Source organism: Xanthomonas sp. WHRI 8932A (genome assembly GCF_035012785.1).
Classification (GTDB): domain Bacteria; phylum Pseudomonadota; class Gammaproteobacteria; order Xanthomonadales; family Xanthomonadaceae; genus Xanthomonas.
Genome location: NZ_JAYGQQ010000001.1, coordinates 257,085 through 276,495 on the forward strand (window position 1 = coordinate 257,085; position 19,411 = coordinate 276,495).

Annotated in this window: 14 protein-coding genes and 1 tRNA gene; 8 read left to right on the top strand and 7 right to left on the bottom strand. The window is 63.6% G+C overall.

The annotated features are described in order from the left end of the window. Window positions 1-232: 232 nt before the first annotated feature. Both VC212_RS01155 and VC212_RS01160 read left to right on the top strand, forming a co-directional pair. Window positions 233-2,113: an ABC transporter ATP-binding protein gene (locus VC212_RS01155; protein ID WP_115527466.1), complete on the top strand. Its 1,881-nt coding sequence runs from the start codon at window positions 233-235 to the stop codon at window positions 2,111-2,113. Between the two features lie 216 nt (window positions 2,114-2,329). Further along, complete coding sequence (locus VC212_RS01160) at window positions 2,330-3,109, top strand: ferredoxin--NADP reductase (RefSeq protein WP_005988314.1); 780 nt, start codon at window positions 2,330-2,332, stop codon at window positions 3,107-3,109. 708 nt (window positions 3,110-3,817) lie between these two features. On the opposite strand, the gene VC212_RS01165 is transcribed toward VC212_RS01160, so the two are convergent. Next, window positions 3,818-4,303 (bottom strand): glutathione peroxidase, encoded by a 486-nt coding sequence (locus tag VC212_RS01165; RefSeq protein ID WP_115553409.1) that lies wholly within the window; start codon window positions 4,301-4,303, stop codon window positions 3,818-3,820. A 369-nt stretch (window positions 4,304-4,672) separates the two neighbouring features. Here VC212_RS01165 and VC212_RS01170 point away from each other — a divergent pair, with 369 nt between their 5' ends. Then, window positions 4,673-6,871 (top strand): M3 family metallopeptidase, encoded by a 2,199-nt coding sequence (locus VC212_RS01170; RefSeq protein ID WP_323514106.1) that lies wholly within the window; start codon window positions 4,673-4,675, stop codon window positions 6,869-6,871. A 90-nt stretch (window positions 6,872-6,961) separates the two neighbouring features. On the opposite strand, the gene VC212_RS01175 is transcribed toward VC212_RS01170, so the two are convergent. From VC212_RS01175 to VC212_RS01185, 3 genes are all read right to left on the bottom strand, one after another. Beyond that, complete coding sequence (locus VC212_RS01175; protein WP_055845019.1) at window positions 6,962-7,462, bottom strand: MarR family transcriptional regulator; 501 nt, start codon at window positions 7,460-7,462, stop codon at window positions 6,962-6,964. A 66-nt stretch (window positions 7,463-7,528) separates the two neighbouring features. Further along, window positions 7,529-8,374, bottom strand: a complete 846-nt coding sequence (locus tag VC212_RS01180) for a hypothetical protein (protein WP_323514107.1) — start codon at window positions 8,372-8,374, stop codon at window positions 7,529-7,531. 40 nt (window positions 8,375-8,414) lie between these two features. Then, entirely contained in the window at window positions 8,415-8,699 is a 285-nt protein-coding gene (locus tag VC212_RS01185) for a GNAT family N-acetyltransferase (protein ID WP_323514108.1), read from the bottom strand. A gap of 212 nt (window positions 8,700-8,911) precedes the next feature. Here VC212_RS01185 and VC212_RS01190 point away from each other — a divergent pair, with 212 nt between their 5' ends. Then, window positions 8,912-9,112, top strand: coding sequence for a hypothetical protein (locus tag VC212_RS01190; protein ID WP_055845030.1), 201 nt, complete (start codon window positions 8,912-8,914; stop codon window positions 9,110-9,112). A 140-nt stretch (window positions 9,113-9,252) separates the two neighbouring features. Here the strand turns inward: VC212_RS01190 and VC212_RS01195 are convergent, their stop codons facing one another. Both VC212_RS01195 and VC212_RS01200 read right to left on the bottom strand, forming a co-directional pair. Continuing rightward, on the bottom strand, window positions 9,253-9,861 hold the full coding sequence (locus VC212_RS01195) for a rhomboid family intramembrane serine protease (RefSeq protein WP_055845033.1): 609 nt from the start codon (window positions 9,859-9,861) through the stop codon (window positions 9,253-9,255). 7 nt (window positions 9,862-9,868) lie between these two features. After that, window positions 9,869-11,434 (bottom strand): oligopeptide:H+ symporter, encoded by a 1,566-nt coding sequence (locus VC212_RS01200; protein WP_323514109.1) that lies wholly within the window; start codon window positions 11,432-11,434, stop codon window positions 9,869-9,871. Between the two features lie 284 nt (window positions 11,435-11,718). On the opposite strand from VC212_RS01200, the gene VC212_RS01205 reads away from it, so the two are divergent. From VC212_RS01205 to VC212_RS01220, 4 genes are all read left to right on the top strand, one after another. Next, window positions 11,719-13,488 (top strand): M14 family metallopeptidase, encoded by a 1,770-nt coding sequence (locus VC212_RS01205; RefSeq protein ID WP_323514110.1) that lies wholly within the window; start codon window positions 11,719-11,721, stop codon window positions 13,486-13,488. Between the two features lie 123 nt (window positions 13,489-13,611). Further along, a complete protein-coding gene (locus VC212_RS01210; protein ID WP_323514111.1) occupies window positions 13,612-15,858 on the top strand; it encodes a beta-glucosidase in 2,247 nt (748 codons plus the stop codon). A gap of 131 nt (window positions 15,859-15,989) precedes the next feature. Beyond that, window positions 15,990-16,076, top strand: a tRNA-Leu gene (locus VC212_RS01215). A gap of 341 nt (window positions 16,077-16,417) precedes the next feature. Then, window positions 16,418-17,341 carry a DUF2884 family protein gene (locus VC212_RS01220; protein WP_323514112.1) on the top strand — a complete coding sequence of 308 codons (924 nt, stop codon included), beginning with the start codon at window positions 16,418-16,420 and terminating at the stop codon, window positions 17,339-17,341. A 282-nt stretch (window positions 17,342-17,623) separates the two neighbouring features. Here the strand turns inward: VC212_RS01220 and VC212_RS01225 are convergent, their stop codons facing one another. Further along, window positions 17,624-19,183, bottom strand: a complete 1,560-nt coding sequence (locus VC212_RS01225; RefSeq protein WP_323514113.1) for a serine hydrolase domain-containing protein — start codon at window positions 19,181-19,183, stop codon at window positions 17,624-17,626. Window positions 19,184-19,411: the final 228 nt, after the last annotated feature.

Here is a 19,411-nt window from a genome sequence, read left to right on the forward strand (position 1 = left end):
CCTCCAACGGCCGTGCCGCCCTGGAAAGCCTCTCGTATTGCCACCACGCTAGACGAACGCCTGCAGGCCTGTGCGGCCCAACTCGACCCGCACAGGCGGTGGCGCTGCTGTCGCGGCTGGCCAAGGCATTGTGTCGAGCGGCAGGTATTGCCGGCCGCTGCGATGCGTGCACGTCCTCCCCGGCTAGCGGCCCAACACTCCGCACCGACGCCGCGCGCGGCACACTAGTGCGATGTCAGCTTCCCGTTCCAGCGCTACTGCGCCTGCCGCCCCTCGTACCGGCCCTACCCTGCGCGAGCGCCTGGATGCGCTGCGTAATCTGCCCCCGTTCCTGCGCCAGATCTGGCAGACCAGCCGCTGGTTGAGCGCCAGCAGCATCGGCCTGCGTGTGCTGCGCGCGCTGATGCCGGTGGCCACGCTCTACATCGGCAAATTGATCATCGACGAGGCGATTCACCTGGTCGGCCAGCCGCCGGCATTCGAGTCCTTTACGCAGGCGCTGAGCAGCGGGCGCTTGAACCGCTTGCTGGAATTGCTGGCGCTGGAATTGGCGCTGGCGATCGGCTCGGACCTGCTCGGGCGCATGGTCGGTTATGCCGATGCGCTGTTGTCGGAGCTGTTCAATAACGCAGCCAGCGTGCGACTGATGGAGCATGCCGCGCAACTGGATCTGGAAGATTTCGAAGACCCCGACCGCCAGGACAAGCTGGATCGCGCGCGGCGTCAGACCATGAACCGCATGAACCTGATGAGCCAGTTGTTCGGCCAGGTGCAGGATGCAATCACCGTAATCAGCCTGGCGGTGGGGCTGGTGGTGTATGCGCCGTGGTTGATCGTGCTGCTGGCGGTGGCGCTGATCCCGGCCTTCATCGGCGAGGCGCATTTCAATGCGCTGGGCTATTCGCTCAACTTCCAGTGGACGCCGGAGCGCCGCCAGCTCGATTACCTGCGCCAGGTCGGCGCCAGCGTGGAGACCGCAAAAGAAGTCAAAATCCTCAACCTGCACCGCTTCTTGATCGCGCGTTATCGCCGCCTGGCCGACAAGTTCTTCCAGGCCAACCGCGCACTGGCGCGCAAGCGTGCGTCGTGGGGTGCGTTACTGGCGGCGCTGGGTACGCTGGGCTACTACATGGCCTATGGCTACATCGCCTGGCGCACGGTGCGCGGGGATTTCAGCATCGGCGACCTGACCTTTCTGGCCGGTAGCTTCCTGCGTCTGCGTCAGTTGCTGGAAGGTCTGTTGATCGGGTTTTCGCAGGTTGCCGGCCAGGCCTTGTATCTGGACGATCTGTATTCGTTCTTCAATATCGTGCCGGAAATCCGCTCGCGCCCCAACGCCTTGCCGGTGCCGCGGCCGATCCGCCAGGGTTTCGTGTTCCAGGATGTGGGCTTCCGTTATCCGGACGCCGAGACGTGGACGGTGCGGCATCTGGATTTCGAACTGCGCGCCGGCGAAGTGCTGGCCCTGGTTGGCGAAAACGGCGCCGGCAAGACCACCCTGGTCAAGCTGCTGGCGCGGCTGTACGACCCCGACGAAGGCCGCATCCTGCTCGATGGGCAGGACCTGCGCGACTACGATCTGGACGATTTGCGCGCCAACTTGGGCGTGATCTTTCAGGACTTTGTGCGCTACCACCTGAGCGTGGGCGAGAACATCGGCGTGGGCCAGGTCGATGCGATGGACGATGCGCCGCGCATCCAGGCCGCTGCGCAGCGCGCAATGGCTGGCGAGCTCATCGACAGCCTGCCCGATGGCTACGATCAATTGATCGGCCGCCGCTTCAAGAACAGCGTGGATCTGTCCGGCGGGCAATGGCAGAAAATCGCCATCGCACGCGCCTACATGCGCGATGCGCAGCTGATGATCCTGGACGAACCCACCGCCGCCCTGGATGCGCGCAGCGAGTTCGAGGTGTTCCAGCGCTTCAAGGAGCTGTCCGACAACCGCACTGCGGTGCTGATCTCGCACCGCTTCTCCAGCGTGCGCATGGCCGACCGCATTCTGGTGCTGGCCGACGGGCGCATCGAAGCCAACGGCACCCATGCGGAACTGATGGCGCAGGGCGGGCGCTATGCGGAGCTGTTCGAGCTGCAGGCGGCGGGGTATCGGTGAGGCCGGAATCGGGAATCGGGAATGGGGAATCGTTAGAAGCGGCGTCGCAGCGGCTGACGGGTACTGAGCCTCCCGATCCTGCAGAGGCCCCAGATCTTGCGGCCCTGCACCCCATTTCCGATTCCCGATTCTCCATTCCCGCCAAATGAGAGCCCCTCTCATTTGGCCAGCTTGAGGTAGAATTGCCGGGTATTCCTCCCACGACACTAAACCGGTATGTCTTCCGCTTTCGGCGCCGAAACGGTGCTTGAGGTCCGTCATTGGACCGATGCCTACTTCAGCTTCACTACCACCCGCGATGCCGGTTTCCGCTTCGAAAACGGCCAGTTCGTGATGATCGGGCTGGAAACCGAAACCCGGCCGTTGCTGCGCGCGTACTCGATCGCCAGCGCCAACTGGGAAGAGCATCTGGAGTTCTTCAGTATCAAGGTGCCGGACGGCCCGCTGACCTCGCGGCTGCAGCACATCCAACCGGGCGACAAGGTGCTGGTCGGCAAGAAACCCACCGGCACGCTGCTGATCAGCGACCTGCATCCGGGTCGCAATCTGTATTTGCTGGGCACCGGCACCGGCCTGGCGCCGTGGCTGTCGATCATCAAGGACCCGGAAACCTACGAGCGCTTCGACAAGGTGATCCTCACCCAGGGCGTGCGCTTCGTGCAGGATCTGGCCTATCGCGACTACTTCGAGCGCGAGCTGCCGCAGCACGAATTCCTCGGCGATCTGCTGCGCGAAAAACTGCTGTATTACCCGGCAGTCACCCGCGAAGCGTTTGCCAATCAGGGCCGCCTGACCGAGCTGATGGCCGATGGCCGCATGCAGCAGACGCTGGGACTGCCGACCCTGGACCCGGCCAACGACCGCTTCATGATCTGCGGCAGCCCGCAGATGCTGGCCGATCTGCGCACGTTGCTGGACGCACGCGGTTTCCAGACCTCGCCACGCATCGGCACCCCGGGGCATTACGTGTTCGAGCGCGCCTTCGTCGAGAAGTGAGGCAACGCGCAGGCGTGCCGCTACTGCACCGTCGTAGGAGCGCACCTGGGCGCGACGAAGCGCTGCCGGTAAAGCCTCATCCCGGGTAACGCCTCGCATTTTCGGTAACGCCTCGTCGCGCCCGGGTGCGCTCCTACGAGCCCGCGGTGTTTAAAAGGTTGGGCGTGCGCCCGCGATATCACGCGCGCAGTGCACGCTCGATATCGGCGGCCAGAGCCTTCGGCTTGGTGGTCGGTGCGTAAGGTGTTCGAGCGCGCCTTCGTCGAGAAGTGAGGCAACGCGCAGGCGTGCCGCTACTGCACCGTCGTAGGAGCGCACCTGGGCGCGACGAAGCGCTCCCGGTACAGCCTCGTCCCCAGTAATGCCTCGCATTTTCGGTAACGCCTCGTCGCGCCCGGGTGTGCTCCTACGATCCAGGCGCATCTAAGATTGGGCGTGCGCCCGCGATGTCACGCGCCCAGCGCACGCTCGATGTGGGCGGCCAGAGCCTCCGGCTTGGTGGTGGTGCGTAAGGTGTTCGAGCGCCGCCTTAGAGAAATCGACAGCACCGCTACTACACCGTCGTAGGAGCGCACCTGGGCGCGACGAAGCGTTCCCGGTACGGCCTCGTCCTAGGTAACGCCTCACATTTTCGGTAACGCCTCGTCGCGCCCGGGTGCGCTCCTACGAGCCCGCGGTGTTTGAAAGTTTGGGCATGCGCTTGCGATGTCACGCGCCCAGCGCACGCTCGATATCGGCGGCCAGGGCCTCCGGCTTGGTGGTCGGTGCGTAGCGCTCCAACACGGTGCCATCGCGGCCGATCAGGAACTTGGTGAAGTTCCATTTGATCGCCTCCGATCCAAGCAGGCCGCGCTGTTCGTGCTTGAGCCATTGCCACAGCGGATGCGCGCTGCTGCCGTTGACCTCGACTTTGGACGCCAGCGGAAAATCCACCGCATAGTCGAGCGAGCAGAACTGCCGGATCTGTGCAGCATCGCCGGGCTCCTGGTGACCGAACTGATCGCACGGGAAACCGATCACTACCAGGCCACGCTCACGATAGCGCTGCCATAAGGCCTGCAACCCTGCGTACTGCGGGGTAAAGCCGCATTTCGAAGCCACATTCACCACCAGCACCACACTGCCGGCGTAGTCGCGCATCGATTGCGTGCGACCGTCCAGGTCGGTGAACTCAAAGGTGGATAGCGCGGTCATCGACAACTCTCGATAGGGAAAGCGCTAGCCTAACCCAGCCCTCTCGGCCCGCCACACCCTCTCCGCACAGCGCTACCTCTCGCCCATGTGACATCCGCGCCCCCCGATCCAGCCGCGTATCGTTGGCCGTTCGCCGGCCTGTATGCAGGACGTCCGGCAGCGCATTCGCTGAAGCAGGCCTTGCAGCATGTCCCGATGTGTCGCCGAGCCGCTGGCGGCTGTCCTGGCGAAGTCCCGGCGTCTTGGCAGCCTTGGGGCCTGGCGTGACCTGGCGCATGGTCGCGTCCGCCAGCCAGACATGCCTTTTGTCACACGCCTGTCCCGGCGGGCTGGGTTAGCCTCGGCGGCTCGCACTTTGGAGCCACCCTCTTGACCACCCGTCTCGCTTTTGCCCTGGCCGCCTCCCTGGGACTTGCCATGCCGTCCTACAGCATCGCCGCACCCGCCACCACGCAGGCTGCCACCCAATCCAACCCCTTCTTTGCCGACAGCACGTTGCCACTGCATTACCCGCAGTTCGACAAGATCAAAGACAGCGACTTCGCACCCGCCTTCGACGCCGGCATGGCCGAGCAGTTGAAGGAAGTGGACAAGATCGCCACCCAGAAAGCCAAGCCGAGCTTCGACAACACCATCGTCGCACTGGAAAAGAGCGGCGCCACGCTCGATCGTGCCACCACGGTGTTCTTCAATCTGGTGGGTGCCGACACCAACGATGCACGCAAGAAACTGCAGGCCGACTACTCGGCCAAGTTCGCTGCGCATCGCGATGCGATTTCGCTCAACGGCAAGCTGTTCGCGCGTATCCAGAGCTTGTACGACCAACGCGCCAAGCTGGGCCTGGATGCACAAGGCCTGCGTCTGGTCGAGAAGTACTACAGCGACTTCGTCCGCGATGGCGCCAAGCTCTCCGATGCCGACAAGACCACGCTCAAGGCGATGAATGCCGAGCTGGCCAACCTGGGCACCACCTTCAGCCAGAACGTGCTGGCCGAGGTCAATGCGGCGGCAGTCGTGGTGGATGACGTCAAGCAGCTCGATGGTCTGTCCGAGGAGCAGATCGCTTCTGCTGCCGAAGCGGCCAAGGCACGCAAGCTCGATGGCAAGTACGTGATTGCGCTGCTCAACACCACCGGCCAGCCGCCGCTGACCCAGCTGAAGAATCGCGACCTGCGCAAGAAAATCTATGACGCGTCGGTCTCGCGCGGCAGCCATGGTGGTCAGTACGACAACACCGCGCTGGTGTCGCGCATCATGAAGCTGCGCGCCGACAAGGCCAAGCTGCTCGGCTTCCCGACCTACGCCGCGTACTCGCTGGAAAACCAGACCGCCAAGACCCCGGAAGCGGTGAACGCCATGCTCGGCAAGCTGGCACCGGCCGCGGTGGCCAACGCCAAGCGCGAGGCTGCCGATCTGCAGGCGATGATCGACAAGGAACAAAAAGCCGCACGCAAACCGACCTTCAAACTCGAAGCCTGGGATTGGGCCTACTACAGCGAGAAGGTGCGCCAGGCCAAGTACAACTTCGACGAGTCGCAGCTCAAGCCGTACTTCGAGCTCAAGAACGTGCTGGAAAACGGCGTGTTTTATGCAGCCAACCAGGAATATGGCCTGACCTTCAAGCAGCGCACCGACCTGCCGACCTACCGCGACGACATCACCGTCTATGACGTATTCGACGCCGACGGCAAGCAGCTGGCGATCTTCATCGCCGACATGTATGCACGCGAATCCAAGCGCGGTGGCGCATGGATGAACTCGTACGTGTCGCAGTCGGACCTGACCGGTTTCAAGCCGGTGGTGGCCAATCACCTCAACATCCCCAAACCGCCTGCCGGCCAGCCCACGCTGCTGACCTGGGACGAAGTGACCACCATGTTCCATGAGTTCGGGCATGCGCTGCACGGCATGTTCTCCGACGTCAAATACCCGTATTTCTCCGGCACCAGCGTGCCGCGCGACTTTGTGGAGTTCCCCTCGCAGGTCAACGAGATGTGGGCCGACGAGCCGTCCATCCTGAAGAACTACGCCAAGCATTATCAAAACGGCACCCCGATGCCGCAGGCCTTGCTGGACAAGGTGATTGCCGCGTCCAAGTTCAACCAGGGCTTTGCCACCACCGAATATCTGGGTGCGGCGATGCTGGATCAGAACTGGCATCAGATCAGCGCCAACCAGGTGCCCGATGCAGCCGGCGTCATGGCGTTCGAAGCCAAGGCCTTGCAGCAGGACGGCATTGCCTACGCGCCGGTACCGCCGCGCTACAAGACCCCATACTTCAGCCACATCATGGGCGGCTATGCGGCGGGCTATTACGCCTACATCTGGTCCGAAGTGCTGGATGCCAACACCCAGCAATGGTTCAAGCAGAATGGTGGATTGAGCCGCGCCAATGGCGATCGGTTCCGCAAGACGCTGCTGTCGCGCGGTGGCAGCGTGGATGCGATGGAGCTGTTCCAGAACTTCGCCGGGCATGCGCCGCAGATCGAGCCCTTGCTTGAAAAGCGCGGTCTGAGCGCGCAGGGCGGCGATGGCGCCACCCCGGAAGCGCCGCAGTCCAAGCCGTGATCGGAGCTGCGTAACGACAACGCCGCCCGGATCGCTCCGGGCGGCGTTGTCGTTTTGGCGATGGCGTGCGTGGCAGCCACCGCGCATCGCTCAGGACTCTACGGCGTCCACGCCATTGAGCAATTTCTTGAGTAGTTTTTCCAGACGCGCCTGTTCGGCCTCGCTGATGTCGCCCGCCTGCTCGTGCAACAGCGTGCATGCTTCCGGCAACAGGCTTTCGATCAATGCCAGCCCGGCCGGTTGCAGGGACAGCACGATCTTGCGTCGGTCGTCGGGACTGCTGCCACGTGCGATCAAACCCTTCTCGCACAACTGGTCGGTGAGCCGGGTGATGTTGGCCGGCTTCTCGCTGGCCGCCTCTGCCGCCTCGGTCGGCGTAATGGCCTGCTCGGGCGTGCCGTACAACATCATCAGGATCTCGTATTCCGGCGGACTGATCCCGTACGGCCTGAGTCGCACACAACTGATGGTGTGCAGCCGCTTGTAGAGATGCTTGATCAACCTCACCAGGACAGCCGGCTCCCGCGGAAAGGCTGGATAGCGCGCGCAGGTGTGGTCTACGCGATTTGCGGTTGGATCGAAACTGCTCATATCACCCGTTTGGTTACATTACTGAATGGCCTGAGCATTCAATCACATCACTTGCGGGGCGACATCTCAGCGAGCGAAAAGATGTACATATTCCGGCGCGACCCACGGCATCAACGTGGATGCAGCGACCTCGGCCGTTTGCGTGCCATCCGAATATGGCCCGACCTGATAAGGCGGAAACACGAAGCGCACTGCGGTGATCTGTCCGGCCGCATTCAACACCGGCACGAACTGCGCGAAGTTGTCCACCTGCGCTGCGGTTCCTTCGGCAATCATGCGGTCGGCCGATGCGACTTGTTCGGCCTGTTCTTCCACCGGCACACGATCGGCTTCCACGCGCTGGGTGGCAGCGGCATGCAATTGCGCCGCTACATCGCGGCCGATCTTTTCCCAGCCGGCCGGATCGGGAATCATCGCTTGCGCGGTCAGTTGCTTGCGCTCCTTGATCAGCCAGACGAAGCGCGCCACCAGCGGATCGCCATGCGCGCCGCCGGTATAGCGGCTGCCATCGGCGGAGACGACGATCAGGTCGGAGGTCTGCAATAGTTTTTCGAATGCCAGCGACAACTCATAGGGCGCTGCCGGCTTGTCGTTGCCCAGACCGGTTACCGCTTCCATCAGTTCGCTGCGGGCATCCTGCGCGTACGTGCGAATCAACGCGGCCAGTTCCGGATACGCATCCAGCCCAGGCGGATAGCTGATCCCGACCATATAGGCCGGCGCGTGTTCGATCACATCTTCCAGCGGGCCACTCTGCACCATCAGCGGTTCCGGAGGCGGCGTTGTCGCTGCAGCCGCATCGGCTGCCGGCTCGGTCGGCTCGACGACTGCCGGTTCGCGCTGCGTACAGCCCGCCAACAGGGCCAGCATCAGCAGACCCCGCACACTATTGAATCCAAGCAACCGCACCATTCCCACCTGCTCCCCTGATCGAACCACCCACTGCTGTCCGTCAGGCCAGCAGATCCTGAAACTGTTGATGCCCGCGCACGTAGGCGGCGGCGTAGCTGCACGCTGGCACGACCTTCAGGCCGGCCTCGCGCGCATGCTGCAAGGCAGACTCGACCAACACGGCGGCAATACCGCGCCCGGCAATCGCATCCGGCACCAGCGTGTGCGTGATGGTCATGCGCGCACCCTCGAGCTGATACACCAGCTCGGCGCGATGTCCCTCGGTGTCAATAACGAAGCGCTGCTGTGTCGGGTCGTGTTCGGCGTGCACTGTCGCTGCCTCCATCGTGGTGTGCGCCCGGCAGTGAATGTGCGGCAAGTGTGACCAGCGCGACGCCGCGCCTGCGTGAAAATGAATCCACGCTGTGACCGTTAGCCCGACTCGGCAACGACATCCTTAAGTTCGCTCAACCAGCGCCGATAGCTGACTCGAAGGCGCTGCCTGCAACCGGTCTCCGGCCTGGCCAGCGCCCTCGCCTTACCAACGAGGAGTCACGCATGCAAAACGATTCGGCAGGAAACGGCACAGACAGCGACAGCTCGCTGCTGGAAGGCTTGTTCCAGTTCGCCATCAACGGCGACACCCACAACCCCGACTTCGCGCAGCTCAACGATACCGTCTACGAGCGTCTGCAGCAGGCCTACGGCGCGGTGTCGGGCTCGGCGCTCAGTACCGACCGGGAACGCAGCGCAGCCTGATGCCTGCGTCGCTCCACCTGCCAGGACCTGTGACGCCATGGCGTCGGTCCTGGCCCGGTTGCCGCACGCAACCGCTGCACTGACGCATTACCGCAACGCCGGCCAGCCCGGTACCCGAGCGGCCGGATCTGCCAGCGCCCTCAGCCGAAGCGTGGATTGGACAGCTGCTCCAGAAAGATCTGCCACACCCGCGGCTCCATGATCAGCATGAACATGACACCGAATGCCGCGCCGGCCAGATGCGCGCTGTGGTTGATGCGATCGCCGCCGCGGCGGTCCATCCACAGGCTGTAGCCCACGTAGAACACCGCGTAGATGATCGCCGGTGCCGGAATGAACAGCACCAGGATGATGGTCCACGGCTGCAGCAGGATGAAGGCGAACAGCACCGCCGACACCGCACCGGAGGCACCCAGGCTTAGATAATTGGGGTTCTTCTGGTTCTTCAGATAGCTGGGCAGGATCGACACCACCAGCGCGGCCAGATAGAACAACGGATAGGTCAGCACGCTGCCGGTCAGCTGCGTCATCACCTTTTCGATCACCCGTCCGAAAAAGAACAGCGTGATCATGTTGAAGACCAGGTGCCCCAGGTCGGCGTGGATGAAGCCGTAGGTCACCAGGCGGTCGTACTGCCGGTTCTTGTCCAGCGCCGGCGGCCACAGGATGAGCCGGTCGGCCAGCTTGCGGTTATTGAACGCCAGCCACGAGACGATGCCGGTGATGGCGATCAGGATCAGGGTAATCATGGGGACCTCAGGCAGAACGGTAATTGTCGACCATGCGATAACGGCGCGCGTACAAGCCAAAGGCCAGTGCTGCCAGGAATGCGAAGGCCGCGAAGAAGAACATCAAAAATGCCGCTTCGCTGAGCCCAGTATCGGCGATATGCGAGGTCACCGTCGCATTGCGCACCGCCACGTTCGATAGCAGCACCCACAGATTGCCGACCGTGGTGGTCAGATACCAGAAGCTCATCACCACGCCCTTCATCGACGGCGGCGCCTGGCTATAAGCGAACTCGATGCCGGTGGCCGACACCAGCACCTCGCCGAAGGTAAGCAAGGCATAGGGCAGCATCTGCCAGGCGATGTGCATCGGCTCGCCGCCGTCCATGACGACCTGGATCGCGCCGACCGCAATCCACGCCACGCCACTGAAGGCGATACCGCTGGTCATGCGACGCAACGGCGTCGGCTCCCAGCCACCACGGCGCAACAGCGGATACAGCACCAGATTGTTGAAGGGGATCAGCAACATCACCAGCAGCGGATTGAGCGCCTGCATCTGCGAGGCGGTGAACCACGCCGGCATGGTCATCTCGCGTCCCTGCAGCACCCAGGTCGAGGCCTTCTGATCGAACAACGAAAAGAACGGCGTCACCAACGCGAAGATCACCAGCACCCGCAGCAAGGCGCGCACGCCTTCGACCGCGGCATCCGGATGCGTACCGCGCGCGCGCTCCAGCTGCCACCAGGTGCCACCGCCGATCCCGGCCAGCAGCAGCACTAGCGCCATGCACAGGCAGATGACGATGCCCAGCGGCTCGATCAGCGTCATGCAGGCCAGTGCAGCGACCACCGCGATGACTGCCAGCGCCAGACCAGGCCGCCCTTGCCCTGGCGCGCGGGCCAGCAATGCCGTGCGCAGCACCGCGCCGAACCCGTGCGGGTCTTTCGGCGGCAACGGCACCAGCACATAGCGCTTGCGGCCCAGCCAGAACACCAGCGTGGCCACGAACATCAAGATGCCGGGAATGCCGAACGCCCACGACGGGCCCAGATGTTTCAGTGCGACCGGGATCAGCAACGAGGCGAACAACGAGCCGAAGTTGATGATCCAGTAGAAAGCATCGAACACCACCTTGGCCATGTGCTTGTTGGACTGGTCGAACTGGTCGCCCATGAACGAGGCCACCAGCGGCTTGATGCCGCCCGCGCCCAGCGCGATCAGGCCCAGCCCCACGAAGAAGCCTTGACGGCTGCCCTCGAACATCGCCAGACACGCGTGGCCGGCGCAATAGATGAGGCTGAACCACAGAATCGTGTTGTATTTGCCGAACAAGCGATCAGCCAGCCAGCCGCCCAGCAGCGGGAAGAAAAACACCCCGATCATGAAGCTGTGCAGGATGTGCTTGGCTTCGGCCTCACGGCCTGGCCCACCAACCTCCTGCAGCAGCAGCGAGGTGATCAGAAACTGCACCAGGATGTTGCGCATCCCGTAGAAGCTGAAACGCTCGCAGGCTTCGTTGCCGATGATGAAAGGAATCTGGCGCGGCAGGCGCGCGCCGGCCGTGGGGCCCGGCAGGGTCGAGGTGGTCAAAGGCGGTCCGACGAGCTGAAAACAGGCCCTATCGTACCGGCGCCGAGCTGCCGGCCGCCATGCGCGCGCTGGTCGGCTGCTGGCGTTGCAGTCCAAGGACATCGCGCTGCGCGCAGTCGACGCCGAGTGCATGCGTGCGCAGAACGCATCAATAACCCGCAAAAATCGGCGTTTTCGACTTGCTCGCGTCCGCTTGAAGCCGGCGGCCATGCCGCAGTGCAGATTGGCCTGCCAGCTCGGCTCGGCTACATTGCAAACGTTTTCCTGGAACACTGGACCGCTGGATGCCCCGCTTCACCCGCCTGGCCCTGAGCCTGTTGTTGTTGACCTGCGCCCCTGCCGCGCTGGCCGCCGAACCGTTGACCACCCAGGCCGAGCGCAGCGGCTTTGTGCAGACCGGTCGCTATGACGAAGTCATCGCGCTGTGCGATGCGTTTGCGCAGCGTTACCCGCAGGCGGTGCGCTGCGTGGAGTTCGGCACCACGCCGGAAGGCCGGCCGATGAAGGCCTTGATCGCCTCCACCAGCGGCGCGCTGGATGCGGCCAGCGCCGCGCAGCGCAAGCTGCCGGTGGTCTTGATCCAGGGCGGCATCCACGCTGGCGAAATCGATGGCAAGGACGCTGGTTTTCTGGCCTTGCGCCAGCTGCTTGATGGCAAGGCCGGCAAGGGCGTGCTCGACACGTTGGTATGGGTATTCGTGCCGGTGTTCAACGTGGATGGACACGAGCGCTTCGGCGCCTGGAACCGCCCCAACCAGCGCGGCCCCGAGCAGATGGGCTGGCGCACCACCGCGCAGAACCTCAATCTCAACCGCGACTACGTCAAGGCCGACGCGCCGGAGATGCAGGCCATGCTGCGGCTGGTACAGCAGTGGGACCCGCTGATGTACGTGGACCTGCATGTCACCGACGGCGCCAAGTTCGAGCACGACGTCTCGGTGCAGGTGGAGCCGGTGCATGCCGGCGACACCACGCTGCAGCGCGACGGCACGCGTTGGCGCGATGCAGTGCTGGGCGATCTGGCCAAGCAGGGTTCGCTGCCGCTGCCGTATTACCCCTCTTTCGTGCACGAAGACGACCCCACCTCCGGCTTCGCCGACGACGTGTCGCCGCCGCGGTTTTCGCATGGCTATTTCCTGCTGCGCAACCGCTTCGGCATGTTGGTGGAAACCCATTCGTGGAAGGACTACCCCACGCGCGTGCGGGTCACCCGCAATGCCATCGTGTCGGTGCTGCAGCAGGCCGCAAAACATGGCAGCACTTGGCGCGCCGATGCGCTGGCAGCCGATCAGCGCGCCAGCCAGCTGGCCGGCATGCCCGAGCCGCTGCGCTTTGCCGCCGGCCCTGCCGCGCGCACCGTGGCATTTCGCGGCTATGCGTATACGCGCACGCCGTCGCCGATTTCCGGTGCGTTGATGACGCGCTACGACGAGAGCAAACCGCAGATCTGGAAGGTACCGCTGCGCGATCAGATCAAACCCGACCTGATGGTCGACGCACCGCGTGGCGGCTATCTGGTGCCGGCAGCACAAGCGGCCTTCGTCGCCGAGAAACTACGCCTGCATGGCATCGATTTCCGCATCGTCGCCAGTCCGGCAGAACATCCGGTGCAAACCTTCCGTGCCGACACCGCCACCTTTGCCGCGCGCTCGAACGAAGGTCACCAGACCTTGGAGGTCGGTGGGCAATGGCGCGATGAAACCCGCAGCGTGCCGGCCGGCGCGTTGTTCGTGCCGATTGCGCAACCCAAGGCACGCCTGTTGATGGCGATGCTGGAGCCGCAGGCACCGGACTCGTTGCTGCAGTGGGGCTTTTTCAACACGGCCTTCGAGCGCAAGGAATACATGGAGGCCTACGTGGCCGAAGACGTGGCGCGCGACATGCTGGCCAACGACGCCGCGTTGAAGGCGCAGTTCGAACAGCGCATCGCCAGCGACCCGGAGTTTGCCAACAGCCCGCAAGCGCGCCTGGAGTTCTTCGCCAAGCGTCACTCTTCCTGGGACGAGCGCTACCAGCTCTATCCGGTGCTGCGTACCGCGCAGACCGACTTCTAACCGCGCCACCTCTCCAGGCGAGCGACCGAACCGCGCCTGTGCGCGGCTCCCATCCGGGCATCTCGCTGCCCCCAATTTCGTAATGACTCAGCACCACAAGGACACCCCGTGCCACATCCCGCTATGAAACCGTTTACAACGACTACTTTTCGCCCTCGCCCGCTCGTCTTGGCGGTGGTCATGGGCCTGGGCATTGCGCTGACTGCGCCGTTGGCACTCGCACAATCCGCAGCGGCAGCGCAGCCATGGATGGACACCGCGTTGACCGCCGACCAGCGTGCGGACCGGCTGCTGGCGCAGATGACCGACGACGAAAAATTCCAGATGCTGCGCAGCTATTTCGGCCTGGGCACCGACAAGATTCCCAAGCCGGAAGGCGCGCTGGGGTCGGCAGGCTATGTGCCCGGCATTCCACGCTTGGGCATCCCGGCGCAGCAGCTGGCCGATGCCGGCGTGGGCGTGACCAATCCGGGTGGCATTCGCAAGGGCGACTTCGCCACCGCGATGCCGTCCGGCCCGTCCACGGCATCCAGCTGGAACCCGCAACTGGCCTTTGCCGGCGGCAAGACCATGGGCCGCGAATCCTGGCAGCAGGGCTTCAACGTGCTGCTGGCCGGCAGCGTCAACCTGCAGCGCGATCCGCGCAACGGGCGCAACTTCGAATACGCCGGCGAAGACCCGCTGCTGGCCGGCACCATGGTCGGCGAATCGATCCGCGGCGTGCAGAGCGAACACGTGCTATCGACGATGAAGCACTTCGCGCTCAACGACATGGAAACCCGGCGCAACTTCCATAGCGCCGACATTGGCGAGCAGGCGATGCACGAGTCGGACCTGCTGGCCTTCGAGATTGCGCTGAAGATCGGCGACCCGGCGTCGGTGATGTGTTCGTACAACAAGATCAACGGCATCTACGGCTGCGAGCACGATTACCTGCTCAACCAGGTGCTCAAGCAGGAATGGAAATACCCCGGCTATGTGATGTCCGATTGGGGCGGCGTGCACAGCGGCTCCAAGGCCGCGCTGGCTGGACTGGATCAGCAATCGGCCGGCGAAGTGTTCGATGCGGCGGTGTTCTTCGATGCGCCGTTGCGTATGGCGGTGGGCGCCGGCGTGGTGCCGCGCGCGCGCTTCGACGACATGGTCAAGCGCGTATTGCGTAGCCTGTTTGCGCATGGCGCGTTCGATCACCCGACCCAGCGCCAACCCATCGATGGCAAGGCCGGGCAATTGGCCGCGCAGCATGTGGCCGAAGAAGGCAGCGTGCTGCTGCGTAATGAGCAGGCCCTGTTGCCACTCTCCAAGGACGTGCGCCGCATCGCGGTGATTGGCGGCTACGCCGACAAGGGCGTGATGTCCGGCGGCGGCTCCTCGCGGGTGGACTACACCATCAATGGCGGCAACGCGGTGACCGGGCTCACCCCGACCACCTGGCCGGGCCCGGTGATCATCCATCCGTCCTCGCCGTTGCAGGCCCTGCGCGCCGCATTGCCGAACGTGCAGATCGATTATGTCGACGGCAAGGACCGCAATGCGGCCGCACGTGCGGCCAAAGCAGCCGATGTCGCCATCGTGTTCGCCACCCAATGGGCCGCCGAATCGGTCGACCTGCCGGACATGCAGTTGCCCGACAACCAGGATGCGTTGATCGACGCAGTGGCCAAGGCCAACCCCAAGACCACCGTAGTGCTGGAAACCAACGGCCCCGTGCGCATGCCCTGGGCCGAGCGCGTACCGGCGGTGCTGCAGGCGTGGTATCCGGGTATCGGCGGCGGCCAAGCGATCGCCAATCTGCTGACCGGCGCGGTGAACCCCTCCGGCCATTTGCCGGTGACCTGGCCGGTGGACGAATCGCAGCTGCCGCGCCCGTCGATTCCGGGGCTGGGTTTCAAGCCGGCCAAGCCGGGCGAAGACAGCATCGACTACGCCATCGAAGGCGCCAACGTCGGCTACAAATGGTTTGCCGCGCGCAAGCTCACCCCGCGTTATCCGTTCGGCCACGGTCTGTCGTACACGCAGTTCCGCATGGGCGGGCTGCAGGTGGACGCGCAAGGCAGCACCCTCACCGCACGCTTCGAGGTGGAGAACACCGGCCAGCGCGAAGGCGCTGCGGTGCCGCAGCTCTACGTCACCTTGCCCGATGGCCATGCCACACCGCTGCGCCTGATCGGCTGGCAGAAGCTCACCCTCAAGCCCGGCGAAAAGCGCAGCGTGCAGGTGATTGCAGAACCGAAGACGCTGGCCGATTTCGATGCCAAGGCACGTCATTGGAAGATCGCTGCCGGCACCTACCGCGTGCAACTGGCACGCTCGGCGAATGAGCCGGTGCAGAGTGCGGAGGTCCGCTTGCAGGCGACGCAACTGCCGTAACCAGCGGCGCGGCGCGCGCGATCCATGCGCCCGCCGCGTCCAGCTGCCGAGCGCTGCATGCCGCACACAAAAAATGTAGGAAAGTGCGTTGACAGCCGCACGCGCAGCTTGCACAATTCGCCCCCTGAGTCGCCCAGGTGGCGGAATTGGTAGACGCACTAGCTTCAGGTGCTAGCGGGGGCAACTTCGTGGAGGTTCGAGTCCTCTCCTGGGCACCACGACTCACGGTAGATCGTAAAAAACCTCGCTTCGGCGGGGTTTTTTGCGTTTGGGCGTTTGCTTTAGCGCACTACTGGCCGCTGAGCCGTGGTTTGTAGCAGGCAGTCTCCGGCGGCAGGTCCGTCGAACGATTCCGCCATCACGCGGCCAGGGCACCAGCCAAGCTCACGCCGGGCAGCAAGCGCATGCGTGGTGGACCCCTGTGATGTGTTGCCAGCAACCCATCACAGCGCGCCGGCGCGCCCAACAAACACCCAAGCGCCATAGCAATGACTTTCGACACGCGCCGCACGCGATCCAAACGCATGAGGATGCCTCGTCACCATCATGGCAATCCCCGATGCGCCGCTCGCTGCCACTTGCCTTGATGCTGATTGCCACGTTCAGCACGCCCGCGTGGCCACAGCAGGTCCATCCCGGCGCGTCGCAGACGCATCGAGCCCAGGTGTCATCGCACCAATGCGGCCTCGGCACGGCGTTCAATGTGCTCGCCGACAGCGGCGGCATCTGGCTTTACCGCGACAGTGGCGTGCCGCGCGAGGTGTTCTTCCACGCTGGCGAGCTGAGCATCGATCACCAGGTGCAACAGATCAGCGCTGCCGACAGCGAGCGATTGCGCGCGATGGAACAGCGCACCCGCGCGCTGATGCCGCAGGTCGCCGAGCTGGCACACGCGGTGGTCGACCTGAGCTACGACGCGCTGGGCGGCGTGATCGAGGTGCTGACCGGCAGTTCGCTCAACGCCCGCAAGATCACGCGCCTGCGCAAGCGTGCCAACGACTATGTCGATGGCACACTTGGCAAGGGACGCTGGGACCAACAGGCCTTTGATGGGAACTTCGAGCGCTATGTCGAACACGAAGCCGAAGCCTTCAAAGGCAGCATCGCGCGTCACATGCTGTGGCAGATCATGACCGGCCGCTCGGATGCGATCGATGCACGCGCTAAGGCGATGGATGGCCAACTCGACGCCAGACTGGATGCGCGGGCACGCGCAATCGAAGCCAGGGCCAGCGCCTTATGCAGCGATGTGCAAACACTACGCGCCTTGCAGGATGCACTGGATGTGCGTTATCAGGGCCATGCATTGCAGTTGCTCGATGCAATGCCTGAAGACGATCGCAACACCATCACCGCAGCCGCCCGCGCACGCACAGTGGTTGAAAAAGATATCGCCAGCGATGGAGCGCTTGCGTTACCGCAACCGGTAAAACTGCAAGACGGCACCGAAGATGCGCCGGCAGCTTCGGTGACGCATCACTAGTGTGTCGGAGCGGCTGACAAATGCCGCGAGCGGGATCGGGCGCACCGCGCGGAGAAGCGGGTTGTAGGAGCGGCATCTGCCGATTGCGAACACGAGCCGCACTCGCCGGGAGATCGCGCAACGTTGTGTTAGCTGCACCTAGAGCGGCCAAAACGTGGCGAGCAGTCCTCAGGTGGGTACGGACGGCACGCTCAGAAACGCAGTGTACAAGTGTGTTCTGTGCCGCACTGAGCACCGGTCGCACCCGCCTAACGGTGAGCACAGTCGGTTTGTTAGCGGCTCTCAGTCGGCCGTGCTGGACTTGTCCTTGATCGCTTGCCTGATGCGCTTGGCGCGTGCGAGGTCTCCGGCTGCCTCATACGCCTCGGCAAGACTGTCCAAGGCATTTCTGGATGCCGGAAACAGCAGCACATTGAGTGCGAACACGCGGATCGCCGCATCCGCCCCGAGATTGGATAGAACGGTATAGCCCGTCGTGTTGACCACACCTTCAAGTTGATTGATGGGGATGCTGTTGTCGGCACGCAGTGCATCGGCAAACACCTGCGTGTCGTGATCGACAGGCGACTGCAGCGCGAAGGCGATAAGTTTCTCCGACACGGCTTCGGCGGGAAACGTCTGTGGCGCGATGCTGGCCATGATGCTGTCCACCAGCACCCGGGACCACACCCCGCGCGTACTGCCATTGGTTAGGTAAACGATGGTGTAGCTATCGCCATCCAAGGCATCGGCGAACAGCAGGCGCACCCTCACCCGCGCGCCGCCATCATGACCGACGTGCCGATAGGCACCATTTGCGCCAACCTCCCAGCCGCTGGCAAACCAGCCGCGCTGCCCGTTGGTCAGCAGCTGCGGTTGCCAGAGCTGTTGCAGCGTTGCCTTGCCGACTAATTTCCCGGTGCGCATCGCGTCGATGAAAGCGGCCAGATCGTCGATGCCGGTGTACAGCTCGGCATGCCCGAGGGCGTAATCGGGCCAGGCAATCTCTGGTTGTTTCTGCAGCTTCCCGTCTTTGCCAAGGTAAGCACTGACCACTCCCTCAGCCGGCAATCGTGAGCGCCCGAGAAAGGTATGCGCCAGCTTTAACGGCTCGATGATCCGCTCGGACACGATCTGCGAATATGGCTTGCGGTAATGCACCTGGAGCAGTTGCGACAGCACCAGATAGTTGGTGTTGATGTAGCGCGTGTCGCTGCCGGGTGGAAAGAGCAACGGTTGACTGCCCAGCGCTGCAAAGACAGCGCGCGCAGTTGCAGGAAACGAAGCATTTGCCTCCGGCGAGCCGCTCATCTGCTCCTCGGTGAAATACTCGGGCAATCCGGAGGTGTGATTGAGTAGCTGACGCACCGTGATCTTGTTCCAGCGCTGCGGCAACGCTGGCAGGTAGACCCGTGCAGGTCGATCCAGATCGATCCGGTCAGCTTCGACCAGCTGCATGATCAGCGTGCTGAGCAACAGCTTGCTTACCGAGAACACTGGAAAGATCTGCTCAAGCTTGACCGGCTGTTGGCTGTCGAGATCGGACAGCCCATCGCCACCGCGAAACAGCAGCTTGCCGTTGTGGGAGACGTAAACAGCCTGCCCTACGATGCCGTAGCGCTGCCGATTGAGCTGCATCTGCTGTGTCACGTTGTCGCTCAATGCATCGGCCGCCGCGATCAACGGCAAACACAGCCACAGAAGGAGCACAGTCTGCAACAGACGTCCCATCGCCGTCGCTGCAGGTCGTAACTCACGATGACGATGGACCTCTTGATCCAGCGTGCGCCTGCCTTGGCGCTGCGTCGCATCCATGAGGCAGAAGGACTGCGGTAAACCGGTCTTAGAAGGCGTCACTGCCATTGGACTGCTCCCACTTGGAGAGCGTCAGTCTAGAGGGTGTTGACAGGTACAGCACGATTGTTGGAGCGGCTCATAAACCGTAGCGAGCCCCCGGCTGGTGGTGCGCAGTGGTTTTGTCAGCCGCATCTTGTTGGACGCAGTCGGAAGCCCAAGTCAAACATTGACCTGGTCCAGGCTGTGGTGCCCTGACCGCTCCACGCGGTTTGCTGATTGCTTTGAGAAGACCCA